The following is a 21,994-nucleotide window of genomic DNA, read 5'->3' as shown; positions in this document are numbered from 1 at the left end:
CGCCGTCCACAAAAGCTGCCAATCAGCGGCGGGCCGAGTCGTCCCGCCCTACAAATACGGCGGGGTTTTCGAAAATTGATTTCTGTGCTATAGAGAAGTGTCCTATTGCTATCATATATGCTCTTTGCAAAATTTTTCTTTTCCTGGATGACAAATTGTGCTAAGATAGAAATGATACCAATTTCCCACTACAAAAGGGATTATCAAACAAGGAGGATTACCATGAGTATTGTCAAAGATATGTCCCTGGCCCCCTCGGGCCACCAGAAAATCCAGTGGGTGCGGGACTTTATGCCTGCCCTCAGCGGTATTGAGGAGCGCTTCCGCCGGGAAAAGCCCTTTGCAGGGCTGACCATCGCTGTGTCTGTCCATCTGGAGGCCAAGACCGCCAACCTGGGGCTGGTCCTCCGGGAGGGGGGCGCCGAGGTCCACCTGACGGGCTGCAACCCCCTGTCCACCCAGGACGATGTGGCCGCCGCCGTGGCTGACTCCGGCGTGGCCACCTACGGCGTTCACGGAGTGAACATGGAGGAGTATGAAAATCTGCTGGTGGAGACCCTGAAGTGCCGCCCCCACCTGATCGTGGACGACGGCGGTGACCTGATTAATCTGCTGGGCGGCAAGTGCGCCCAGTACGGCGACCGGCTCATCGGCGGCTGTGAGGAGACCACCACCGGCATCCACCGCCTCCACGCCCGGGAGCGGGAGGGCATTCTGCCCTGCCCCATGATGGCCGTCAACGACGCCAAGGCCAAGCACTACTATGACAACAAATACGGCACCGGCCAGTCCACCTGGGACGCCATCATGCACACCACCAACCTGATCGTGGCGGGCAAAACGGTGGTGGTGGCCGGCTACGGCTGGTGCGGCAAGGGTATTGCCATGCGGGCCAAGGGGATGGGGGCCAACGTAGTGGTCACCGAGGTTGACCCCTTCAAGGCCCTGGACGCCACCATGGAAAATTTCCGAGTGATGTCCATGGACGAGGCGGCAAAAATCGGCGATATCTTTGTCACCGCCACCGGCTGCAAGGACGTGATTGTGGAGCGGCACTTTAAGATGATGAAGAATAACGCCGTGCTGTGCAACTCCGGCCACTTCGACTGCGAGGTGGACGTAGCCGCGCTGCGGGCTATGTCCATTGAAACCTTCCCCCGCCGCCAGAATATCGAGGGCTTTAAGCTGCCCGACGGCCGGGTACTGAATGTGCTGGCCGAAGGCCGGCTGGTCAACCTGGCCGGAGGCAACGGCCACCCCGCCGAGATTATGGACATGTCCTTCGCCGTCCAGGCCCTGTCCCTGGAGTGGCTGGTCAAGCATCAGGAGGGCCTGGAGAAAAAGGTCTATATCGTCCCTGACGAGATCGACGACCAGATCGCGCGGGTGAAGCTGGCCGCCATGGGCCTGTCCATTGACGAGTTGACTGAGGACCAGAAAGCCTATCTGGCCGGTTGGGAGGCGTAAAAGGGAAACGCCTCCTCCTTGTGAGGGCGCTGTCAGCCGAAGGCTGACTGAGGTGGGATGTGACCTGGAACTCCCCCTCCGGCCGCTTCGCGGCCACCTCCCCCATAAAGGGGGAGGCATAGACTCTGCATGGAACAGGAGAACTCAAATGCACAACGAATTGACAAAGACCGACATTAAAAAAATGCGGGAGGAGCTGGACTACCGCCGCATCACCCTCCGGCCTCAGCTGCTGGAGGAAGTCAAAATCGCCCGGGGCTTTGGCGATCTAAGCGAAAATTTTGAGTACAAGGCGGCCAAGCAGGAGAAAAACAAGAATGAAAGCCGCATCCGCTATCTGGAAAACATGATTAAAACCGCCCGGATCATTGAGGACAGCTCCGACAATGACACGGTGGGCCTGTATGACAAGGTGACTATCTGGCTGGAGGAGGACGAGGAGGAGGAAACCTGGCAGGTGGTAACCACCGTACGGCAGAATGTGAGCCACGGCCTGATCAGCAAGGAGAGCCCCATGGGCTCCGCCCTGATGGGGAGGAAGGTGGGGGACCGGTTCTATGTCCAGGTAAACAAGGACTTCGGCTACTGGGCCCAGGTCCGCTCTATTGTGAAGGGCCAGGACGACGGCTCCGCCGCGCTGAACAGGTTTTGAAGATTTCCATTTGGGCTGCCTCAAAGAGGGAGGCTTTGTTGACAATCTATGCGCCTTCCCCCAAAAGGGGGAAGGCGCGTTTCTATAGCAACCTCCAAAATTGTTGGCACCGGACCCGCAGGGGCGGCCTGTGGCCGCCCGCAGAAAAGTGGTGCGTTCTGTTGCAGGCAGCCAGCCGGTTTATCAAGTAGAGCAAGAAATACAATAAGTATAAGGTTAATATCCGCAGATTTTAAGCCCATTTACGCTGAGACTTGCGTTGATTGATGTGCTATGATAGGCCCAATCAAGGCTGTCACCGCAGCTGGAAGGGCGGGGGTTGGCCGGAAAACCGATTAGAATTGAATGAAAAGGAGAAAGAACTATGGCTATCCAGAACATTTTTGTGGTAGGCGCCGGCCTGATGGGCAGCGGTATCGCCCAGAACGCTGTTACCAGCGGCTACACCGTCACCCTGAACGACCAGCGGCAGGAGGCCCTGGACCGGGCCAAGGCCAACATTGAAAAGGCCCTGAACCGTGATGTGGAGAAGGGCCGCATGACCGCGGAGGACCGGGACGCCGCCCTGGCCCGTCTCACCTACGACGTCACCCTGGAGGGCGCCCGGCAGGCTGACCTGGTCATTGAGGCCATTATCGAGGACCTGAAGGCCAAACAGGCGGTCTTCGCCTCCCTGGAGGATATCTGCCCCCAGCATACCATTTTTGCCTCCAACACCTCCTCCATCTCCCTGACCGCCCTGGCCGCCGCTACCAAGCGGCCCTCCCAGGTGGTGGGTATGCACTTTTTCTCCCCCGTGCCCCGGATGAAGCTGTGTGAGGTTATCTTCGGCCTGCTCACTACCCAGGAGGTGCTGGACGCCGTAAAAGAGGTGGGCGAGAAGATGGGCAAGACCCTTATCCAGGCTGACGACAAGCCGGGCTTTATCGTCAACCGGGCCCTGCTGCCTATGCTCAACGAGGCCTGTGTGATTGTGGGCTCCTACATCGGCTCAGTGGAGGAGATGGACAACGGAATGAAGCTGGGCTGCAACCATCCCATGGGCCCCCTGGAGCTGGCCGACATGATTGGCCTGGACATTCTGCTGGACGTGATGACCACCATGGAAAAGGAAATCGGCTCCAAATATGCCCCCTCCCTGCTGCTGCGCAAGCTGGTGGTCTCCGGCTTCCTGGGCCGCAAGAGCGGCGCGGGCTTCTATACCTACGAGAACGGCAAAAAGACCGGCGTCAACCCCGTCCTCACTCATTTCCAGAGCCTGGCTCGGTAAATACAAATGTATCCCGTTTGAAATTCGCTTTAGTACAGCCATAAATCTTTAGCTAAATAACAGTGGAGATTTTTGCGCCTTGATAATTGATGTACTTGCTTGAACTTGATCTGGCCATGTACCGCAAAGACGAAAGCCGCTTCTATTCAGAAGCGGCTTCCATCTTAAGAGTGAGGATCTTTTGGATAAGGGCAAAGCCTCCAACAGAAAATCTCATCGCAATTCCTGCCAGGAAACTTCCCAAATCGTAGATACTTCTGTCAGGGAACAGCGCAAGCCGCCCCCGGTTTCGGGTATTTCACCATTCAGCTCTCCATATGCCGCCCCAAAAAGCCGGCAATGGACTGCACCAGCTTGTATTCCACCTCTCCGCCGGTGAGCTTGCCGGCGGTGCCCGCGAAGAGGACGCAGCCCAGCACATCCCCCTCAGACAGAATGGGGGCGGCGGTGGCCAGGGAGTACTTCTCGCTGTCGGCGCACAGGGGGATGGTCTCCTCCCCCGGCTTGTACTGATAGACCTGCCGGCCCTCCATCAGCCGCTCCATCTCGGGGGAGATGGCCTTTTCCGCCAGCTCCCGTCGGGGGACGCCCGCCACGGCGATACAGCTGTCCCGGTCGGTGATCACTGTCACCTGGCCGGTGGTGCGGTTCAGGGTTTCGCACAGCTGGCCGGCAAAGTCCACCAGCCCGCCCATCAGGGAATACTTTTTAAAAATGACACCGCCTTCCTTGTCGGTGTATATCTCCAGGGGGTCGCCCTCACCGATAACCTTGACAGTGAAAACTTTGCCCCGGTGGCGGTCGGATTCCTGGGTAATTTGTATCTCATAGGGGCTCTTTGGAACTTCCAGGGGAATGGAGGCGGGCCCCATTGCCGCAACTGCTTTTTCCGCCGGTGACAAACCGCCGAGGACGTCCGCTCCTGCGGGCAGTTCTCCGCTTCTCAAGATGCTGTCAATGTCCGTTTTCAGCAGCACCTCAATGTGGTCCTCATAGACCTTGATCTTCTGAATCATCAGCTGGAGGTCGTTCCGGTCCAGCTTGGGCTTGTTCAGAATGTCATCAAAGACCTCCAGGGCGGTTTTTGCAACCCGGTTTACCCGGATAATCGTGTTTTTCTTGTCCTGGGTCAGGTCGATCTGGTGCTGGACACCCTCCATCCGCCGCACCAGGTCGCTCTCCAGCTCGTCGTAGGTCTCGTCCAGGGTGGCCTCCTGCTCCGGGTGCTTCATCACATCCCGGATCCGCTGGCGCTTGGTGGCTTTCAGCTCCTCCTGGAGGTCCAGGAGCGTGGCCTCCAGGTTCTCCGCCGCCCGCTGGGTCTCCGCCACGTCCTCCTGCTCCCTGGCCAGGTCGGCGTTCAGCCGGTCCAGCATGGCGGCGGAGTTATCTTTTACCTTTTGCACATAGAGCTTCACCAGTTCGTCCAGCTTGTCCACCCGGATGTGGTGGCTGGTACAGCCCTTCAGCCCCCGGCGGTGGTAGGTTCCGCAGCGGTAGGCGTCCTTGATGTCCCGGCGGCTCATGGCAAACATGGGGGAGCCGCAGTCGCCGCACTCCAGGAAGCCGGAGTAGGTGTTGTCGTACTTCTTCTGCCCCCGATAGTGGGCGGTGGAGCGGCTCTCCCGCAGGGCTTTCGCTGTGGCGAAAGTGCGGTAGTCGATGATGGTCTGGTGGTGGTGCTCAATGACGATGTGCTCCAGCTCGTCCCGCCTCACGTCCCTGCCGTTGATCTTTTTCCGGGTGTATTTGCCCTGGCGGAGGGTGCCGATGTAGAAGTCGTTGTCGATGATGCCCTGCACCGTGACAATGGCCCACTCCGGCCGTACGCCGCGCTTGTACTCCTTGCCCGCCGCCTCCTTCCGCTCCCGCTCGGTCATCCGCGGGGTGGGAACGCCTTGATCGGTGAGGTAGTTGGCGATTTTTTTATACCCCCAGCCGTCGATGTAGAGCTGGAAAATCCGCCGGACGATCTCCGCCTCGGTAGGGACGATCTCGAACTCCTGTCGGGGGTTGATGATGTAGCCGTAGGGGGCAGCGCAGAGCCACTTGCCGTCCTGTTGGCGGCGCTTGATGACAGATTTCACCTTCTTACTGGTGTCGGTGACAGGCATCTCGTTGATGAGGAACTGGAACTGAATTTTCAGCCAGTCATCATCGTTGGGGAAGTCGATGTTGTCCCCGATGGAGATGATCCGAACGCCTGCGTCCCGCAGGTCCTCCAACTCCACCAACCCCCGGCTGTTCCTGCGGGAGAAGCGGGAGAAGTCCTTGATGATGAGGATGTCCTTTCGGTGGTCCATCAGTTCCCGGCGCATTTTCTGGTAGCCGGGCCGCTGGTCAAAGGTGTATCCGGACTTGTCCCGGTCCTCATAAAAGGTCGGGGTGGAGTCGGGAAATTTTTGCCTCACGAAGTCCTCAATGATGGCTTTCTGGTTCTCGATGGATGTGTTGTCCCGGTCCAGCTCTTCATCTACTGAGATGCGGCAGTAACCGGCGATGTGAAATTTTTCGATCATTTGCTTCACCCTTTTTGTCCATCTTGATTCTATTTATTCTTCTGATTTTAGATAATATTGTATCACATCTCTTCGCACAAGGCAATATCAAAAAGAGGCCAGGGCAGGAAACGCCCCAACCTCAGAAAACGCGGGCGAGGGGGCCGCGGCCATTCAGCCCGGTCAGCCCGCGTGGGTTGTCAGTTGTCAGCTGGAGTCACAGCCCCATGACCATCCCCCCCTGCCGCTCCAGCGTCACTTCCCGCTGGGCGCTGCGCCGGCGGTGGTCGCAGAGCAAGCCGCTGGTCAGCTCCGTCAGATCCTGCGTTCCCGACTCAAACACCGCCACCAGGTAGTCCTTCTCCTTGTACTCCCGGTACAGCAGCTTGAGTCGTTCCCGCAGCTTCGCGTCCCGCTTTTCGGAATTGGTGAGCCAGACCTCCACCAGCTTGCTGCCGTCCCTGACATGAATCTCCAACGCCGCATCACACTCCTTTCTCCCTGCCAGTATTTTCCGCTGTTTCTACGGGTTTATTCACATAGACAGGGTTATGTTCTGCTCTTCGTGGTCATCCTGCTTGTGGCCCAGGGCGATCTTCTTCTCCCTCTCCTTGGCGAGGGCTTTGCGGTCGCTGTGCGCGGTCACCGGATCAGTTGGAGGAACGGCCTCAGCAGATTGTTCCATACGGCGACCACACTGAACCAGAGTACCAACAGCCCCAGCGAGATCGGGATGGCCCAGAGCCATGCCAGACTGGGCCGGGGCAAGGTTACTCGGGGCAGGCGCAAACGCCTGCCCCCGTTCTTCTTCCCAGCCTGTTCTCTCCGCTCCAGCAACTGACGGATTGCCACCGTTTCCCGCACCAGCGCCTCTGTCTGCATTCGCAGTTCCCCCAGGGCGGGACAACTGGGCTTCGCCATTCCATCGGCCTGTGCCGCTGTCAGGCGGTACAGAGCGCTGAGAATCGCCAGCAAGTTGTCCCACTCCTCCGTCGAGGGATGTACCTCCGGCGGCAGGTTCCTCTCCTTCAATTCTTCGACGGAGCATCTCTTCCCGGATTCTGAATTCATGCTCCATAACCTCCTTCCGGTATTTGTCCTCGTGGAGCCGGTCGTCCCGGCACTTCTTTCCCTTTGGCGTGGTATAGGTGATGGCTTTTCGGTTCTCCTCCCACCGTACTTGATACCCCCGCCGCTCCATCTCATTGATGAACTCGGTCCTCGTTTTCGCGCTCCTCATACACAGGTCGACGGTGTTCATCAGTTGAAACTTCCAACTCTCTCCCTTGGCGGCGGAGCGGTACTCCCTGGCGCTCATGCCCATAGAGCTTTCCTTGCGCTGTTCTTTTGGAAGAACGGAGAGGCCGTACTTCATGCACAGCTTGTCGGAGAGGGGGCGGAGGGTACGCAGGGTACTGGGGCCCTGCCGCAGCATCTTCCCGGTCTCATAGCACACGGCGTTGACCAGGAAGTGTGTGTGGATGTGGGCGGCGTCAATGTGGGTGGCGATGAGCACCTCGCTGTCCGGCCAGGCCCGCTCCGCGAACTCCCGCGCGATCTTGTGCGCCAGCGCACCGGTAACCGGCTCCGCCGGGTGGAAGGACTGAACATAGTGGTAGAACCAGACAGGGCTGTCCTTCCGGTGCATCTGCCGGGTGGCGGTAAACTCCTGGGCGGCCAGCTGGGGCGCGCAGTTTTGCCCGTCCACCAGCCAGCGGCTATTCTCCACAGTTTTCTCACGCTGGGAGACATACTGCGCCACTCCATGCAGCGCCCCTGCGGATTGTTTTTCATAGCGGATGAAGGTCACCGTAGCCATCAGTGCGTCTCCCGTTCCGTCAGTTCCCGGAGCTTGCTGTAGATCTCCCCCAGGGCCTGCCAGGTCTCTCCCAGGTGGACCTCGCGGAGCTTCCCCATATTGCACAGCACCGCCAGCTGGTTGACGCTGCGGCCAATACCCTTGAGCTCATGGGTGAGTTCCGGCAGTCCATCGATGACTACCACACGGTGCCGCAGGGCCGCCGCCCGGACGTAGGCCCCGGTGGACATCTGTGCCGTCTCCGCTTTGGCCCGGATACTCTCGTACTGCTCCGGCGTGAGCCGCAGTGTGATCCGCCGTTCTTTTTTCGCACTCATGCTGTACCTCCGTCTCCGTGTTCTCCCCAAGTGGGTGCGGGCTTCTGCCCGCATCACGCCGTTTCCGGCGCCGCCAAGTCCGACAAAGTCGGACGAAGGCTCTGCTTGCCCTCCCTAAAGGGAGGATTTTCCGTACCCCAGCCCCCGCCGATGAAATTGATTTACAGAAGGCTGCAAGTCTGCAATGTTCTTAGTCCTCTACAGCCTTACAGTCTTGCGCGGGCAGCTTCCAGTACCATTGACCGCCCCGCCTTTCCGAGAGGACGCCCAGGTTCTTCTTGGCGGTCATCAGCGTACGCTCCGATACGCCCAGCTCCTTTGCCCGGCGCAGGACCGTCTCCGCCGGTACGGTTTCCGTGAGCATCTGCCGCAGCTCCTCCTCCATCTGGGTGGCCTTTGTCTGGAGCTTTCCGCCGCCGCCCAGCACATCGTCCACCGTGAGCTCGCATAACCCCTTCCACTGAAAGCCCCGCTCCCCATCCAGTTGGAACGCAATAGACTTCCCTTCCGGGGCCAGACTGTTCTTGTCCTGGGCCACAATCCGGACAGTGGGATCTTCCTTGAGCCGCCCCACCACCAGCACACTCCGGGCCGCCGCACGAAAGTCGATGGAACCCAGACCACGGTAGCCGGACTTCAATCCCTGGGCCTTGTTCATGTGGCCGATAAGGATCACCGCACAGCCTGTCCGCTCCGCCATGGCCGCCACGCATTTCAGAACCGGACGCACTTCGTTGGCCCGGTGCATATCCACACCGTCCCCCAGGTACGCCTGAATGGGATCCAGGACGATGAGCCGCGCTCCGGTCCGATGCACCGCCCGCTCCAGCCGGTCATCACAAAGCGTCAGCTCCCGTTTGCTCTCGTCGATGACCAGCACCCGGGCGCAATCGGCACCGGAGGCCTCCAGCCTCGGCTTGATGGTATCCGCCAGACCGTCCTCCGCCGTCTGGTAGATCACGCTCATGGGGGCCCGTGCCTGTTCGCTCTCCGGCAGAGCCTCGCCCCGGGTCAGCGCCGCCACCACTGCCAGCACGAAAGTGGTCTTGCCCTCGCCGGGGTCGCCTTGGACGATGGTCAGCTTTCCCAGCGGGATGTAGGGATACCACAGCCACTGCACTTCCTCTGCCTGTACATCCTCCATGGAGATCAGCTTCAAATCGTCTCTCATATCGTTCACCTCCTTCCCTTGGCCGAACCGCGGTCCCCAAAGAAACGGTTCCCCTTCGGCCTCTTTCATGATAGAATCACAGAGAAAAAAACTTACATAGGAAAGGAACTCTCCAATTTTTTCGGAAAGTTCCTGCGACGGAAGAGGTGCGCGCTTTGGACAAAAAAAGAAAGCCCGGCATCTATCTGCTGACAGATACCGGGAATCCCGTGGAGATCATTTTGACTTGGACGGACGGCCAGGAGACCCGCCTGCCCCGGCAGTCCCCCGCGGAGGCATTGATGGACTTCGTGGAGTTTGACTTCTCTGATTACCGCTCCCGGGTAGAAGGACTGTGGGAGGAACACTGCGTATTTGAGGAGCGGGACGAGGTGCTCTATGCTGACTACGAGGACTTCGCCGCACAGGCCGTTCCTCTGGCGGAACAACTCCATGCGGCTGCTCCCGCCGCATACTGGGATGTCCAGCATCATGCTGCGCTTGCCGAGGAAATGACGGACGATGGTGAACCGATCTTTGCCTCCCGCAAGGCCTTCGCCGTCCTGACGGCTCTTCGGAGGCCCTATTTTCTGCAAAACCGTATGAGAAATATATTCGAGATTGCCTTTGCGGACTTTGAGCGCGGCACACAGCAGGACCGGTTCCGGGCGCTGGAGGCTACCTGGCCCGGCATTGTAGACCGCAGTTTTTCTGTCCGCTTTTTGCCAGCCAGGGAGGAGGCCGCTCCTGTGGGGCAGACCAGAGAGTACGCTCTGTCGGATCTGTACGATCTGTGCCTTGCGGAGCTGTCCCTCTATTTTCAGCAGAGCAGACAGCGGATCGCGCGGTGTGAGAATTGCTGGCGGTATTTTATCCCCAGGACGGAGGCCGAGTCCCGGTACTGCTATGACGCGGCGGACAGAAGGCCGTGCAAGGAAATTGGACCCAGGAATATGCGGAGGTTCCGGGCCGATACCGACGGGGCGCTGGCTGCCTACGAGCGCCTGCGGCGCAGACTGGAGGAGCGGGCCAACCGGCTGGAGCTGGCACCGCCCGGCGCGGAGAGCCGCCTGATTCCCTTTGACCGGGACCAGTACGCCGCCTGGCTGGAGCTTGCGCGGGAGGCGAAGCGGGACTATCAGGCGGGGCGCATCTCTGCCGGGGAGTTTCTGCGGCACATTGATCTCCAGGGGGAGCTGACGCCCTATGAGGCGGAGCGGACCGAACTGCCCCCGCCGGATGAGACGCCTTGGCGGAATTGCATCAAGCGGGATATGGATTTTGTTCCCGGGGGCCGCTTCGCGGACATCGCCCTTCTGGACCTCCGGGAGGCCGATCCCGCCTGGGAAACCGTCACTGCCGAGAGCCAGATCCTCCATGCCCGGGGCGGACACACAAGCCTCCATGACAGGTATCGGGCGGATGCACCCGAAGACTTGGAGGTCTCTGCCCGGAAACTGGAGGAGTTGACCTCTGGAGAGCGGGATGCTGAGACGGAGCTGCTGGCACGGGTGCTTCAGGCGGCGGCGGAGATCTCTTTGACAGAAGAGGCAGAAGCGGAGGAGGAGCCTTAGTGGAGATTGTTTTCCCTGTTCTTTAAGAAGACGATGCCTACACAAACTAATAAGATTTGAACGAATAAACCGGACGACATCAGGGCATCGGGTCATAGTTACATATCAGGCGGGGCTTTTTTTGTGAGGCGGAAAATAAGAGAAACCACACGCAATGATCCCTGCGTGTGGTTTCTCTTATTTTGCTTGATTGTCGCTTGGCAGCTAAAACTCTTTGCTGACGACACGATCAATGTTTCTTGTAGTGCATATGCGACTGAGATTTGTCATGCACATGACCTTTGTAGTAATATGGGGAAACCAGTTGCATTTCCGCCAATAATGCGGTAAAATAAATACAAAATTCTATCAATTTTGCATAACTGTATCGTTCCGGCAAAGAAGGAGGTGGACAGATGCCTTCGCTTACACACGTCTGCATACTTTCGGACCACAAATGGAGAGGGGTTACACCGTTTGAGGCGGCGGAGATATTCCCGGATGCCATTCCGGCCAAAAGCGGGATATTTATGTGCGCACTTTGCCACCAATATGTCTATTTCAGCAGGTCAGGCGCACAGGTGCGACATTTTGGGCATACCCCAGAGGCGGATAAACCTTGTCCTGAACGGACCCAAGGAGCTAACGTATACATCGACAGCTACAGCGGAAAACACGATCTTCCCATCCGGCTCAAGTTGCTGCCATCGGAGTTTCCCACGGATTTTGAACTGGAAATTGGCTTGTTGGGAGTTCCTGACGCATTTTTAGGGGATCTGCGGGGGGCGACGATTCAGATCGTCCCGGTAAAGGGAGCGGAGCGGGGCTTCCAATACGATTTGCGGGAGCACCTGGACGCAAATCGGATCGCCTATGTTTCCATCGGGGGAACGCCATATTCAGAGTATCAAATCAAACTCAATTACGGAAAGAGTTCTGTTTTTTCCTGCTGGCCGGAGCGCATACGGGGAATTGACCCCAAGGGTACACTGTTTGATGGAAAAACGCGAAAGAAGCTCCCATATGACGCGGATGTACAAGTAGGAAAATCCTATTACTTGTTACAAAGCAGTACAATGACCAGCCCTTGTAGAGCCATTTCTTTAGAACGCATTCTTACCAAATCGACTTCCGGGCGGCACTGGCACTTGTACAGGATATTTGCAAAAACATTCGATGATGATGCGGCAAAGTTCTTTTTAGAACTTCACTGCCGCTTGACGGATCAGCCAGTCTCCGTGCAGCCGATTTGGCCAATTTATCGAAAAGGGCCCTATGCGATCCACCACAACAGCAAGAAAGTGGTTTTTCATATTCGGGGTGATGTCACCACGAAGAGCTATCCGAGGGCCGTACAGCAGCATTATCCTGCAGAATCTGGTGGGGCAGTTGAATATATCTCCTGTAGGGATCGCCAGCAGTTGATCTCCGTGGGCCATGCCTATCAGCTCTCCACAGGCGACTTTTGGAGGCGCTTGAAGTACACCTATCTTTGGCAGGAGCCTCTGCACTATACAGAGCCCTTGCCCGCGGTCACTGTAACAGATTTTTTGGATCAAACAATTCCGCCCGGGCTGGCAAATACGCTGCCGCCCAAGGGGATCTTACGTGTGTGCACTCAATATGACGGCCTGGCCATCCTCAAGCAAAACGGTCAAATCGTAGAGAAGCGGCGTTTGAAGGCTAACGAAATAAGCGAATTCAGCACCCTGCGATTTGGCTGTGAGCTCAATGTGATGGAGGGATTGGATCGTGTCTGGAGCATTCAGTATCAGCGAGAAACCCTTCCGGAAGCGGATGAGGAACGACTTCTGCAACGACTGAGAGGCGCCGGAGGCCCTCTGGTTCCCATGCCCCATACGTGGGGAGCGATGGCATCGCAGTTGGAAGGTTATCCTCAAGTCAAGTTATGGATGTATCAGAAAATCAGAGCGGGCAGCGTTCCGGCACTGGCTTGTCAAGAGTTGAAAAGTTTCCTGATGCGCAAGGCCATAAGATAGAGGAGAGATTATAGTGGACTATATTTCGAGATTAACGAACGAAGAGCTGTGTGTGCTTTGCGATTTGATCCCACTGAAACATTTTAGAGACTGCTTCAAAATGGCTCCCAAAAACTTCAACAAATTGTCCAAGTTCCGCCCGGAGAAGGTGCCTCTTGCAGAGATCAAGCGGATCGTCGTCAATCGTGGAAATGATCCGTTTATATCAGATCTGTTGAATTCATCCGTCCAGGCACTTCTTAATATCTTGAACAAGCAAATCTCTCTTTTTGCGGATGCCGGGGAAGATATACATACAGCACTGATCCATGCCTTGCCGAAAAGTGATTTTCACGAACACTTGGATCTATACTTTAGACTTTCCGGCGATGCGTATTCTCCGGAGTATGCCGCATTGGTGCAAAGCGCAATTGTTGAGATTGAAGCAAGAGAGAAGCTTGCAGATGCAGCAGAGGCAGAAGCTACGCGAAACGGAGACTCATCAGCGGAGCTGGAGCATCTTAGAGGTGAAATTGCTAAAATTCAGAAAAAATTGACACAGGAAGGGGAAGCCTGCGAGAAACTCCGGGCACAATGTGCCGCTGTACAGAAGCAATACGAAGAAAGTGAGCAAAAACTGGCCGATTTTCAAAGGCTGGCTTCCTATGCAGATACTTCTACCGAAATTCCTGTAGATGATGATCTCCCCTTTACATCTCTGTGTCGTGTGGGAATACCCAGTGGAAACAGCTTGGAATTGTACCGAATGGCTGATATTGTGGATGGCTCCATTCAGACGCAGAAGCAAAACGGATTTCCCCAAAGGGACATTCTATATACGAAAGATCGTTCTAAACAGGAAAATTACATCGGAATTTGGGCGTGGAGAACGGAGCCCAATTATAATCCGGATAGGCTTGATTACATTGTTTCTGCATTTTTGCCAAGTCACGCGCCTATCCAGATCATTGTGGTGCCCAATTGCCAGACCATGGAGGATTTGAAAGAATATTTGTGCCAAGGGATTGCCCATATCCCTGATGGGGAGAGAGCGCTATATGCCGTTTCTGCTGACAGTGAATATATCGGCTTGCTTTGCCGGAAGTCTGATATTGTAGAGGAAAACGGGACTGCTAAATTGAAGTCAAGCGTCACAAAACTTCCTCTGTATAAATTCTGCGAGCAAGAGATCGTAAAAGTCCGGGACTGGAGCTTTTTCTGCCGGATTCATCTGGGGATGCCCAGTAAGCTATTACCGATCCGGGATCCTTTGGAGACGGTGAAGGAGCTTATCCTCCAGCGCTCTCCCATTGCGAAGCTGAAGGAGCGCGGGACTATTCGGGAGGCAAGGGAATTTCGGGCATTCCTCCAGGAGCTGCCTGCAACAGATCTTTACCAGGAGATCGCAGCGTCCTGCGGCTGCTCCCTGGAGGAGGCCAAGAGCTATGCTGATAAATTTGTTCAATGTGCTGAAACCTATTTACAAGGGACGGACGTGGAGAGCAGGCTTCTTTGCGCCGCCGTGGAGTGCAGTCCTGAACTGATAGAGAGATGCCGGTCTTTGAATGAGGAGAAGTGGCGGCAGGAACATGAGAAACAGCTGGCTCAGGCTCAGGAGGATCTTGCACAGATAACGCTCAAAGCCCAGCAGCAGAGAAAACAGTGTGACCTGTTAGTTATGGAACAGCAGCAGTTGGAGAAGCGCCGGGACGCCTTGGCGGCAGAGATTGACCAACAGCAGCAGCTAGCTGCGGATGTGGAGGAGCAGGTTGCTGCACGCATCGCAGCGGCTCGGGAAAAGGCGGCGGAGTTTATTTGCGAGATGGCGTTCCATGGCTCTGCGGCTGCCGCACCAAATGTACCTGCAGCTCAGGATCAATTCATGCCAGGCAAAAAGCTGGATGCAGACAGCAGCGAACACCACGAAGACTGGGATGCAATATGCACACTCCAGGATGGGCTGGAAGAGGCCGGCGTTATAGAGGGACGCACATCCATGCTAGCCGCATTTTTATATGTGGCTTATGTTTTGCGGACGCCTCTGCTGTTAGCGGGGCCCAATGGCCGTGGCATTGCTGATGCCCTGTCTGCAGCCTTGTTTGGCAGAACCGCATCGATCCTCCGCTGTGAAGGTGCATATGATCCAGATGCAACGGAGCAATGTATGAACGATGAGGGCCGGGTCATTGTTTTGCTGGACCCGATCAATACCGGGTGGATCAGTCATATCCCAGATTTCACCGCACAAAAAGACAAGCTGATCCTTGCGGTACACCCCTTTGCGGAGGACTTGTTGATTGAGCCCAAAGGGTTATACAACTATGTAGTACCGGTATTGACGGAGCTGTTTGTGGATCAGCCCGCATCCGGCAAATATGTAGGCGGCTGTTTTGGTGCGGATTTCCGAGGATATGACCGTACAAAGCCACAGAAGAAGCTCCATTTGGCAAAGAAGCTTCCTATGCCAGCAATGCTGCGGAACCAGCTGCAACAGATGTTGGCGGATATGAAGGCGCTCTTGGGCCGGGATGAGCCAGACTATGATGTATTGTTCGGTGCACTGCCCTACGCATACGTCACAGGGAAAGCAGATGCAATTTTGGAGGGTACGGAAGATGAAGGAGGCCTTTCCAAGGACACGCAAGCATTGATTCGCGCATTTTTGGGTGAAACGCAATGAACAAGTATAACAAGCTGCTGGATACGATTGCCAACACATACCATATTGTGCGAGGCGGCAAGGAGTCCGATGAGCGATGGAAGGCGCGGGTAGTATATAGTCTGCTCGGGCGGATGGCCCTGGCCAGTCTGTCAGATGACCTTGAGGAAGACGAAGTGACCCCTGAAGTCGGTGAGCCCATATCCATTGCGCACTTCAAGGGAAGGATCCGCGAGATCCTGGACAGTTATCTGGCGTTGTATCCGGAACTCCATACTTTTTTTGCAGCAGAACCGAAGACTCTATGCGACGAGAGCTACGATATTTTTCTGAAAACCGGCTGCATCTACCACACCGCCTATCGGATTACATCAGCAGCGCCCGGTATGGCCAGGAAGGACGGTGTGCAGCTTGAACGGGGAATGCCCTTGGAAAGGCAGCAGTATATCAGCGGTTTGGGTGCATATTGGCCAGAGAGCAGCGCCTTTGAAGGAGCGGTCCTCTATCCATCCGTGGAGGAGATGTTTGGTCTGCAGGAGGGCACGCTCTCTGCGCTCTGGTCAGCGCTGGTATCCAATGCCGCTTGGTCACCGCTGTATGCGGGGGAGAGCGCGGAGTATTTGTCCCATACGACCCTGTTTCGATGGAATCGTACACCTTCCAAAGGCATCGACGTGTCCATTGCCCGGTTGGGGCAGCCGGGTGGACGGCTGTATTATCTGTACCGCATAGAGAATGGACAGCTCCTGGGCAGTCAGCTTCCACACTGGCTGGTCAATGATCCTTTTTACGACGGTATGTCGTTTTGCACCGTTGTGCATGCCTGTCTGGCACATTACGCTCAACTGCCGGCAATTCGATACAGAGTCGATGGAACGATCGTCCAAGCTGTATTTGTACCGTTTTTTCCGCCGGCAGAACTCTATTGGATCAGACTTTACAGCTGGCCCTTGTCTCTTTCCAGCTTTTCCAGCAATTATAGAGGCGTGTTCAGCCTTGAAGCATTTCAGGTCGTAAAGGGTGTCTTGGAGCAGATCGGCTATCAATTTACAGAGGAATGATCATATGTCAAATGGAGCCAATTCCATTCATAAGCAGCTTCGTTCGGAGCTGGAGGATTACATCAAGGCCCAGTATTTCGGGAAGTCACCGCTACTGCTTTCCACAGTTGGCAGTCGGCTGGATGAAGAGGGGTTGCTGTATCAAAAGCCCTTTATTGAGTCCTCTCCCGCCTATGAAAGCGTACCGGATGGCCTTCGTACACTAAAAAACTTGCCCCGGTGGCAGGAGGACTTTTTTGTTCAGCTTTCCCAGACGGGACTGGGCGTATATCCATCCCCTTTCCGTCATCAGTTGGAGGCCCTGGACGCGGCTGCTGCCGGGAATGACCTGCTCGTGTCCACTGGCACGGGTTCCGGTAAGACAGAGTGCTTCATGTGGCCGCTGCTGGCCAAACTGACGGCTGAGGCCCATGATTCTCCACAGACGTGGGATATTCGAGGTGTGCGGATCATCGTCATGTATCCCATGAACGCCCTGGTCTCCGATCAGGTGGGCAGGCTGCGGCGCCTAATTGGGGATGCGAAGGGCGAATTTGTGCGGATCTTCCGGGACACCTGTGGGAAGAACTCCAGGCGCCCTCAGTTTGGAATGTATACCGGTCGGACGCCTTACCCGGGGGTAGCGCCTCAGAGCGCCCAAGATCATATGCTGGAAAAAACGCTGGCACGGATGTCCTTCCCGCAGACGGAAAGCGAGTGGGCCTATTTTGAGGTATTGACACGGGAGGGAAGAATCCCGGCCAAGGCAGACATGGAAGCTTTCCTGCAGAGACTCCATGACAGCCGTCATGTGCCTGACCCGGAGGACGCAGAGCTGATCACACGTTTTGAGATGCAGCAATTTTGCCCGGATATCCTGATTACCAACTACTCCATGCTGGAGTATATGCTGTTTCGGCCCCGGGAGGAGAAAATTTGGGAAAGCACCAAGGCGTGGCTGGACAGCGACCCGTCCCACAAGCTGCTATTCATCATTGATGAGGCCCATATGTACAAGGGTTCTGCCGGTGGGGAAGTGGCCCTTTTGATTCGCCGCCTCTTCTATAAGCTGGGTATTTCCCGCCAGCGAGTCCAGTTTATTCTGACAACAGCCAGTATGCCTAATCGCAGTGAAGAGGACAGGGCTTTTATCAAGCGCTTTGCCCAGGAGTTGACTGCGGCGGACTCTGCGGACAGCTTTCGGTTCTTTACCGGAACGTTGGAGAAGATCGAGGGGAAGATGAAATACGACATTCCCATTGATCGGTTCCTCTCCTGCACAGCGGCAGAGTTTGAGGAGACGGAGGAGGGGCGTCTGGCAGCGCTGAATCGCTTCTGGGCCAGTGTTCCAGACACACCTGCACCATTTTCCAAGGCAGAGACGGCATATGCTTGGATGTACGCTCATCTGATTTCCTACCGTCCATTTTATGAGATGATCCGCCAGTGCCGTGGAGCGGCTATCTCCCTGCTGGAGCTGGCGCGAAACATTTTCACGGAGGCCACAGAAGAGGAGGCATTGACAGCTGTCAGCGTATTGTTGGCAATGATTCCCTTGGCCCGAAATGAGAAAAACGCCGTGTTGTTTCCTGCCCGGATGCACATGTTGTTTAAGGGGATCAAGGGCGTTTATGCCTGTGCCAACCCGGAGTGTCCCCATTCCCACACGGAGGGTGGACTGACGCTGGGGGAGATTTTCCTGACAGACAAGGATCTGGTCTGCCCGGAGTGCGGTTCCACCGTCTATGAGCTTTACAATGATCGCCGCTGCGGCGCACTGTTCTTTAAAGGTTACATTATAGAGAATGTCACTAACGCGGACGGCAGCACATATCTTTGGCGCTATCCCGGACAGATCATCGACCAACGCATGAAGGAGGTCCATCTGTATCTTCCGCCCGAGGGCACACCGCCAATCAAAGGACAGGGAAAATCTGCGATCAAGCCCTGTTATTTGGACGTCAAGAGCGGATTCCTCTACCTCCGGGACGATGCACAGGCGGGAAAACCCGGTATCCGCAAGCTGTACTATTCCGACTTCAGGACCTCCGGGCGGCCCGGCGTTTACACCTGGTACAAGTGTCCTCACTGTGATCATCTGCTCTCCAGCACACAGTTGACCTCCTTTAGCACCAGAGGCAACCAGTCTTTCTTCAATCTGATTAAAACGCAGTTTCAAGAACAGCCCCCGGTTCCCGGGAAGGATCAGGACCCGGTACATCTTCCGAACCAGGGACGTAAGGTCCTGCTTTTCTCAGATAGCCGCCAAAGAGCAGCCAGATTGGCACGGGACATGTCTGAGGCGTCCGATGATACAGCAATCCGTCAGCTGTTCGCCTTGGCCATTAACGAAATGGAGCATGCCGGGAGCGAAGCATCCATGGACCGGTTTTACGGTTACTTCGTTTTGTCCGCCGCACGTCAAGAGCTGCGGATCTTCTATGGGACTGACCGCTCCAAATTTGTAGACGACTGTGAGAAGGTAAAAAAGGACTGCGAGCGCAAGACTCGACGCGGAAGGACGTATATACCGGAGCTGACGCTGAATAATGCACCGATCCAAATGCAGGAAGCCCTGCTACGCATGTTCTGCGGCGGGTACAACACGCTCTACGATTCGGCTGTTAGCTGGTTGGAGCCCACGGAGGACGCATTGGATAACGCTATGGAGGATCTGAAAGAACAGGGTGTTACTGTTTCAGAGGAGGAATTCCTGGAACTGTTCAATGCCTGGATCATCTCCATTTGCGATAAGGCGACTGCCTTGGGCCACACCATTGATGATAATGTGCGTATGGAGGTTCGCCCGCTTTACGGCGGATACGGGCTTGACAAGGACTGGGATTTTTCTGAAAATATCCGAAAGATCATGGGATGGGAGAAAAAGGATCCTGTGGCGGATATTTGGAAGCGCGTTCTTAGAGAGCGCTTTCTGGAGTGCGCACGGCCTGATAATGGAAAGCTCTATGTGGACATGACGCAGATCCGCCCGCGCTTCGGCATGGATCACACCTGGTATCGGTGCGAGAAATGTACGGAGATCACACCCTACCTGCTTAAGGGGCAGTGCCCTTGCTGTCACGGAGGGGAAATCCATCCCATGACAGGACAGGAATACGACGCGCTGCACTTTTGGCGCAAGCCCGTGGAGGATGCTCTGGAAGGAAAGCCCATTCGGATCATTGATACAGAGGAACACACGGCCCAGCTTTCCCATAAAGACCAGCGGGATGAATATTGGTCCCGCACAGAGCAATATGAGCTTCGCTTTCAGGATTTGATCCAGATCCATGACAACAGCAACGGGCAAAAGGGAAACTCGTCTGATAGAGCGGATGAGACGCCGATCGATATTTTGAGCAGCACAACAACCATGGAAGTAGGTATTGATATCGGCTCTCTGGTGGCGGTAGGACTGCGGAATGTTCCGCCAATGCGGGAGAACTACCAGCAGCGCGCTGGCCGTGCGGGGCGAAGAGGATCCAGCCTCTCTACAATCATAACCTTCTGCGAGGACGGTCCGCACGATACGCTGTACTTCCGGGATCCAACGCCGATGTTCCGAGGGGACCCGCGCAGGCCCTGGATTGACATTACAAGTGAAAAGCTGCTCCAGCGGCATTTGAGTATGGTTCTGCTCCAGGAGTTCTTAGGAATGCAAAGGCGAGCTGACGATCCTACAAGTCTGGACACGCTGCCGGCTGCCCGGTTTTTAGATGAGTATCTGGAGGATTTCTTGGCATTTGCTCATAGCGGCAGTTTTGCAGAGGACAGTATCCTGGTGCCTCATGGCGCAAAGATTGATCCCGCGACGCTGTTCGATGTCTTATCAAAGGCATTTTCGCAAATGAAAGCGAAATGTGACCAGCACCCTGAGTTGTTTGGCGTTCGGGAAGATGGTAGTTTGGCAAATGCAAAGTCTCTGTTGGACGCGCTCTATGAGGATGGGGCCATTCCCACATACTCTTTCCCCAAAAATGTGATCAGCACATATATTTTTGATCCTGAGAGTTCCTACAAGCGATTGGCCTATCAACCGGACCGTGGTCTGGACATGGCTATCAGCGAGTATGCGCCGGGGCGTTCCATTGTGGTGGATAAGCAGACCTATCAGATCGGTGGACTGTACTATCCTGGCAGTGAGCGCCGTAAGGGCCGGGCGCTGAGTCCGGCGCGCGCCTTTATGGAAGATGGAAACTACCTGAAGAATGTGTTGGTTTGCCGGGACTGCAACTGGTTTGGCCTGGAAGAGGACTCTGTGCAGATATGTCCCTTCTGCGGCAGCAAAAATTTGGAGCGTGACCGGCAGATGTTGCGTCCCTGGGGATTTGCGCCGCGGAATGCTACATCGATCCAAAATGCGCAATTGACAGAGGAATACTCCTATGCACAGCCACCCTTCTATTCCACCCTGCCGGACGGAGATGAGATGCATCCGGTCAATCACTGCGCCCATATTCGTTTGGCATCTCGTGCGAATCAGCGGATTATCATGATGAACCGCGGCCCCTCCGACCAAGGCTTTGCGGTTTGTGCGGATTGCGGTGCAGCTATGCCTGGGCGCGATCGGAGCGTCTTCCGGGTTAAAGGAAAGGAAGTGGGCCGGCCCTATCGTTCAGCATATGCCCAAGCTCCCTGCGGCCATATCAATACCGTCAATGTAAATTTGGGCTATGATTTTATCACGGACATGCTTGTTTTAGAATTTGCGCTGGATCCGCGCAGAATTGACACGCGCAGAAAGGACAACCCATGGCTGGAGCGGGCGGCGCAATCTTTGGCAGAGGCGCTGCGTTTGGCGGCCAGCAAAGAGCTGGACATCGAGTTCTCGGAGCTGGTTACAGGATATCGACTGCGAGCGAACACATCCGGTTTCTTTGCGGATATTTATTTGTACGATAACCTTTCCAGTGGTGCGGGGTATGCTGTCAGGGTGGCAAGGGAAATCGGAAAGCTGCTTAGAAAGACGGAGCTTTTGCTAAATGATTGTGATTGTCAGTCTTCCTGTCACAACTGCTTGAAACATTATAGAAACCAATTTGTTCATGGCATGCTGGACCGCTTTGCGGCACTGGATCTCTTGAAATGGGGAATAGACGGCAGTCTTGCAAATGAGCTCTCGCCAGAGGCGCAGAAGAGCTATCTGTCTCCGTTGAGGCGCATTCTGGAGGACTCGGGGTGCAGGGTGTGGCAGGATGCGGAAGGGGTTATTCTGTCCCATGGACTTCAGAAAAAGAGATTGGTCGTATACCCTGCCATGTGGGCAGAGCCGGCTAACGCGGGTAAGATTTATATCAGTAATGGCTGCCTGAAATACGCAAAGCCGTATGCTGTGCAGAAGATTATGGACTCCTTTTAAGAGAAACGCAGGCATTTGATTGGAAGTGTTGGGGGCATATACAGTTTTAGGCGGAAGCAAAAGACGAGAGGTAGGCTGCGGCGCAGTCTGCTTCTCGTCTTTTGCTGAATTGTGGATAAAATGCTCTGCGGAGTGTTTACTGCAGAAAGATCCTGTAGCGTTATCGTCTCCAATATCGATTGTGTTGCTGTTATACCTTTGCTTAGGATCTCTGGGCTCCTCCGACAGAGA

The 21,994-nt window shown here is 55.6% G+C and carries 13 protein-coding genes and 1 pseudogene; 9 read left to right on the top strand and 5 right to left on the bottom strand.

Translation table 11 applies throughout. The features are described 5' to 3' along the window. Positions 1–222: 222 nt before the first annotated feature. From NFS22_RS15755 to NFS22_RS15745, 3 genes are all read left to right on the top strand, one after another. Entirely contained in the window at positions 223–1,467 is a 1,245-nt protein-coding gene (locus NFS22_RS15755; RefSeq protein WP_251318658.1) for an adenosylhomocysteinase, read from the top strand. Between the two features lie 148 nt (positions 1,468–1,615). Then, a complete protein-coding gene (locus tag NFS22_RS15750; RefSeq protein ID WP_251318657.1) occupies positions 1,616–2,119 on the top strand; it encodes a GreA/GreB family elongation factor in 504 nt (167 codons plus the stop codon). Between the two features lie 364 nt (positions 2,120–2,483). Beyond that, entirely contained in the window at positions 2,484–3,389 is a 906-nt protein-coding gene (locus tag NFS22_RS15745; RefSeq protein ID WP_251318656.1) for a 3-hydroxyacyl-CoA dehydrogenase family protein, read from the top strand. Positions 3,390–3,694: 305 nt separating this feature from the next. On the opposite strand, the gene NFS22_RS23755 is transcribed toward NFS22_RS15745, so the two are convergent. From NFS22_RS23755 to NFS22_RS15715, 5 genes are all read right to left on the bottom strand, one after another. Then, positions 3,695–5,908, bottom strand: coding sequence for a stage V sporulation T C-terminal domain-containing protein (locus tag NFS22_RS23755; protein ID WP_277614814.1), 2,214 nt, complete (start codon positions 5,906–5,908; stop codon positions 3,695–3,697). 196 nt (positions 5,909–6,104) lie between these two features. Further along, the gene (locus NFS22_RS15730; protein WP_251318655.1) at positions 6,105–6,365 is read right to left on the bottom strand and encodes a hypothetical protein; all 261 of its coding nucleotides are present in this window, start codon (positions 6,363–6,365) and stop codon (positions 6,105–6,107) included. Positions 6,366–6,422: 57 nt separating this feature from the next. Beyond that, positions 6,423–7,706: a relaxase/mobilization nuclease domain-containing protein gene (locus tag NFS22_RS15725; RefSeq protein WP_251318654.1), complete on the bottom strand. Its 1,284-nt coding sequence runs from the start codon at positions 7,704–7,706 to the stop codon at positions 6,423–6,425. Next, entirely contained in the window at positions 7,706–8,023 is a 318-nt protein-coding gene (locus NFS22_RS15720; protein WP_251318653.1) for a plasmid mobilization protein, read from the bottom strand. Before NFS22_RS15720 ends, NFS22_RS15725 begins: the two co-directional genes overlap by 1 nt. Positions 8,024–8,213: 190 nt before the next feature. Beyond that, positions 8,214–9,194 carry an AAA family ATPase gene (locus NFS22_RS15715; protein WP_251318652.1) on the bottom strand — a complete coding sequence of 327 codons (981 nt, stop codon included), beginning with the start codon at positions 9,192–9,194 and terminating at the stop codon, positions 8,214–8,216. 155 nt (positions 9,195–9,349) lie between these two features. Between NFS22_RS15715 and NFS22_RS15710 the strand changes: the two genes are divergently transcribed. From NFS22_RS15710 to NFS22_RS15690, 6 genes and pseudogenes are all read left to right on the top strand, one after another. Then, entirely contained in the window at positions 9,350–10,747 is a 1,398-nt protein-coding gene (locus tag NFS22_RS15710) for a DUF6076 domain-containing protein (RefSeq protein WP_251318651.1), read from the top strand. 395 nt (positions 10,748–11,142) lie between these two features. Further along, the gene (locus NFS22_RS15705; RefSeq protein WP_251318650.1) at positions 11,143–12,726 is read left to right on the top strand and encodes a hypothetical protein; all 1,584 of its coding nucleotides are present in this window, start codon (positions 11,143–11,145) and stop codon (positions 12,724–12,726) included. 13 nt (positions 12,727–12,739) lie between these two features. Further along, entirely contained in the window at positions 12,740–15,385 is a 2,646-nt protein-coding gene (locus NFS22_RS15700; protein WP_251318649.1) for a hypothetical protein, read from the top strand. Further along, entirely contained in the window at positions 15,382–16,425 is a 1,044-nt protein-coding gene (locus NFS22_RS15695) for a hypothetical protein (protein ID WP_251318648.1), read from the top strand. The genes NFS22_RS15700 and NFS22_RS15695 overlap by 4 nt, the downstream gene beginning before the upstream one ends. Before the next feature lie 4 nt (positions 16,426–16,429). Continuing rightward, a pseudogene (locus NFS22_RS24110) lies at positions 16,430–17,062 on the top strand (DEAD/DEAH box helicase); the annotation flags it as partial. 351 nt (positions 17,063–17,413) lie between these two features. Continuing rightward, a complete protein-coding gene (locus NFS22_RS15690) occupies positions 17,414–21,763 on the top strand; it encodes a Zn-binding domain-containing protein (RefSeq protein WP_251318647.1) in 4,350 nt (1,449 codons plus the stop codon). Positions 21,764–21,994: the final 231 nt, after the last annotated feature.

This window comes from Flintibacter muris, assembly GCF_943192995.1.
Classification (GTDB): Bacteria; Bacillota; Clostridia; order Oscillospirales; family Oscillospiraceae; genus Lawsonibacter; species Lawsonibacter muris.
The sequence above is the reverse complement of the archived record's forward strand: the minus strand, read 5'-3'. Positions and strand labels throughout refer to the sequence as shown.

What these genes read in the sequence shown, in the direction of transcription:
- NFS22_RS15755 (WP_251318658.1), top strand. Translation starts at nt 223, where the DNA reads ATGAGTATTGTCAAAGATATGTCCCTGGCCCCCTCGGGCCACCAGAAA.
- NFS22_RS15750 (WP_251318657.1), top strand. Translation starts at nt 1,616, where the DNA reads ATGCACAACGAATTGACAAAGACCGACATTAAAAAAATGCGGGAGGAG.
- NFS22_RS15745 (WP_251318656.1), top strand. Translation starts at nt 2,484, where the DNA reads ATGGCTATCCAGAACATTTTTGTGGTAGGCGCCGGCCTGATGGGCAGC.
- NFS22_RS23755 (WP_277614814.1), bottom strand. Translation starts at nt 5,908, where the DNA reads ATGATCGAAAAATTTCACATCGCCGGTTACTGCCGCATCTCAGTAGAT.
- NFS22_RS15725 (WP_251318654.1), bottom strand. Translation starts at nt 7,706, where the DNA reads ATGGCTACGGTGACCTTCATCCGCTATGAAAAACAATCCGCAGGGGCG.
- NFS22_RS15720 (WP_251318653.1), bottom strand. Translation starts at nt 8,023, where the DNA reads ATGAGTGCGAAAAAAGAACGGCGGATCACACTGCGGCTCACGCCGGAG.
- NFS22_RS15715 (WP_251318652.1), bottom strand. Translation starts at nt 9,194, where the DNA reads ATGAGAGACGATTTGAAGCTGATCTCCATGGAGGATGTACAGGCAGAG.
- NFS22_RS15705 (WP_251318650.1), top strand. Translation starts at nt 11,143, where the DNA reads ATGCCTTCGCTTACACACGTCTGCATACTTTCGGACCACAAATGGAGA.
- NFS22_RS15695 (WP_251318648.1), top strand. Translation starts at nt 15,382, where the DNA reads ATGAACAAGTATAACAAGCTGCTGGATACGATTGCCAACACATACCAT.
- NFS22_RS15690 (WP_251318647.1), top strand. Translation starts at nt 17,414, where the DNA reads ATGTACAAGGGTTCTGCCGGTGGGGAAGTGGCCCTTTTGATTCGCCGC.